This window comes from Flavihumibacter sp. CACIAM 22H1, assembly GCF_001601815.1.
In the GTDB taxonomy this organism is placed as follows: domain Bacteria; phylum Bacteroidota; class Bacteroidia; order Chitinophagales; family Chitinophagaceae; genus Flavihumibacter.
The window spans coordinates 1-2,796 of the sequence record NZ_LUKG01000156.1; the positions used below are offsets into that span (position 1 = coordinate 1).

The window sequence follows — 2,796 nt, forward strand, 5'->3', positions numbered from 1 at the left end:
CACCTCAGCAATTACTGGTTGAAGTGGGAGATCTGGCAGCAGGAACCTATAAAATAGTCGTTCAATCCGGTGACAAAAAATTTACGATGCTAACTATAAGAGCGTCACAACTATAAGCATATCCGTACTCCATTCCTCTGAATTGCACGTCCCTGATCGTCTCCAATGCCTGTGGGTTCCGATTTGTTAACCCAACTGCATTACCATGAAAACGTACCCCCTAAACAAACAGCTATGGCTGTTAAGCACCCTATTGTTCATTTTTTTGAATGCCGGTGCTGCTGAAAATGTTGACCTGTTGAGTTTTTCTGCAAGTATTGAAAACAGCCAGGTAAAATTAAATTGGTCGGCCCGTTATAAAAAAGAGTTTAGCCATTTTGCTATAGAAAGAAGCGCAGATGGAACGAATTTTAAAGAGGTGGCATTATACTTTACAGACGGTGAACAAAAACTGAAGGACAATTTTTCCTACAGTGATAAATATCCGCCCAAAATAGAACATGCACTTTATTACAGGTTAAGGTTGATCAATAAAGACGGAACATTCCAATATTCTGCAACACAGTCGGTGAAAGGAGCACATTTTGATGCGCAACTTAAACTGGGCTTGTATCCGAATCCGGTTCAACATACTCTGCTGGCTGCCTTACCGGTTAGCTGGAACCAACAGGATATAGTGGTAGAACTTTATAACGGTAATGGCCAGCTGCTTAGCACCCATGTGGAAAAACGCGCGGCTCTGTCAATCAGTATGGACCTTAGCAGGATGCCTCCGGGATGGTATGTGGTAAAAGCGAGTAACGGACGGAGCAATCTGCAGGGGCGTATTGTAAAAACAAATTGAGCAAGTAGTAAACCGAACCGTATGAACACAAAACAACAACCCACTGCTGGCATATCAAAGGAGTATCGCGTTAGCGCCTCTCCCCAGGCAGTTGTGAATAAATGGATTACTATTGGAATACTGGCCCTGATCTGGCTTAGCCTGGTTATCAGCCTGCTCCGATAAAAAAGCGTATAGTTTTAAAGGGTACGATCAACAAGGCCTGGCTATTCTTAGTCGGGCCTCTATTTTTCAAATTTGGTTTATATTATAAACTAGTTTACATTTGATTAAAATTAACTGCGTTGAACCACCTTATTCTGCTATTACTGGTACTTTTTAGCCAGGTAACAGCTATCAGTCAAACTCCGGTAAAAGGCCGTATTCTTACGGCAAAAGGCAAGCCTTTGAGCGGCGCCAGTTTAACTATTAAAGACAGTTATGACGGGGCTACAACAGATTCGACCGGCTATTTCGAGTTTACCTGCAATGAATCGGGCCGGCAATTGCTACAGGTGTCTGCTATTGGTTATAAAGGATTGGAAGAAGTAGTGGAATTAAACGGTAGCCCCCTTAACCTGCGCCTGGTCCTGAAAGAAGCAATGGATGAACTGAAAGCAGTGGTTGTAACTGCCGGCAGTTTTGAGGCAAGTGACTCTAAACGTACCACGGTCTTAAGTTCTATAGATGTTGTAACTACTGCCAGCGCCAATGCAGATGTTACGGCTGCTCTTCGAACCTTACCTGGTACCCAGCAAATTGGAGAAAAAGAGGGGCTTTTTGTACGGGGTGGTTCGGGAGAAGAAGCCAGGGTATTTATTGACGGTACCCTGGTGAATAATTTTTTCTATTCTGCCCTTCCCGATTTAGCAACCAGGGGTAGGTTTTCACCTTTCCTGTTTAAAGGCACCGTATTTAGTTCGGGGGGGTATTCGGCCTTGTACGGCCAGGCATTGTCTGGCGCCCTGATCCTTGAAACCATCGATCTGCCAGAGCAAAGCTCGGCTTCAGTAGGTATTTCAAGCGTTGGCCTCAGCGGAGGTTACCAGCACCTGAATAAGAAAAAGTCAGCCAGCTGGGGGGCAAATTACGGTTATACTAACCTGTTACCTTATTTTGAACTTGTAAAACAGCGGCCGGATTATTTCCGCGTACCGGCATTTCATGGAGCAGATGCCAATTTCCGGGTAAAAACCTCCAAAACGGGCATGCTAAAATTTTATGCAACCTTTCAACAGAATCAACTGGGCATCCGCACACCCGATATAGATTCTGCTGCTCTTAAAAATGCCTTTGGGTTAAAGAACTATAACCTGTATGCAAATTTATCCTGGAAAGAAAGGCTGGGAAAAAAATGGAAGCTGTATGCAGGCACTTCCTATAGCATAAACCAGGATGATATTCAGAATCGACTGCAAAACAGCGATAATAAAGATCAGGTCATCAACTTTCTGCCCTTTTCCACCAAACCATTTTCCGTGGACAGCAGATCAGGTTTGTTTCAATTTAAAACAGTATTCGATCGCAGAATCGGAACCGGTTTGTCGGTGCTTCGCTTTGGTGGGGAATGGTTGTATTTCAGGGACAATATCGGTTTTCGGGATACCCTGCTTCGGCAAACGGTACTCGAAGACCAGTTCAAAGCAGCGTTTGCTGAACTGGATGTTTATATTACCAATAACCTGGCTGCTAAAATTGGTACCCGACTGGAACATTCTTCCCTGTTGAACAGGGCTAATATGGTTCCCCGCATTTCTATGGCCTATAAACTTGGTGAAAAGGGGCAGGCATCGCTGGCCTATGGAATATTTTACCAAAAGCCCGAGCGCAATCAATTATTGGTAAATCCACTTCTTCAATTCACCAAAGCGACGCATTATATAGCCAATTATCAGCTGATCAATAGCTCCTATACTTTCCGGGCAGAAGCTTTCTATAAAAAATACGACGACCTTGTAAAAACATTTCCAGGT

The 2,796-nt window shown here is 43.9% G+C and carries 3 protein-coding genes; all 3 read left to right on the forward strand.

The window, feature by feature from the left end; all coding sequences use genetic code 11:
* Positions 1–205 precede the first annotated feature (205 nt).
* Entirely contained in the window at positions 206–844 is a 639-nt protein-coding gene (locus tag A1D16_RS21465) for a T9SS type A sorting domain-containing protein (protein WP_290713732.1), read from the forward strand.
* 21 nt (positions 845–865) lie between these two features.
* Positions 866–1,009 (forward strand): hypothetical protein, encoded by a 144-nt coding sequence (locus A1D16_RS21470; protein WP_290713735.1) that lies wholly within the window; start codon positions 866–868, stop codon positions 1,007–1,009.
* 119 nt (positions 1,010–1,128) lie between these two features.
* The coding region (locus A1D16_RS21475; protein ID WP_290713738.1) for a TonB-dependent receptor at positions 1,129–2,796 on the forward strand (1,668 nt) is incomplete at its 3' end.

Bases quoted from the DNA above. Each gene is read 5' to 3' on its own strand.
- A1D16_RS21465 (WP_290713732.1), top strand. From the start codon at position 206: ATGAAAACGTACCCCCTAAACAAACAGCTATGGCTGTTAAGCACCCTA.
- A1D16_RS21470 (WP_290713735.1), top strand. From the start codon at position 866: ATGAACACAAAACAACAACCCACTGCTGGCATATCAAAGGAGTATCGC.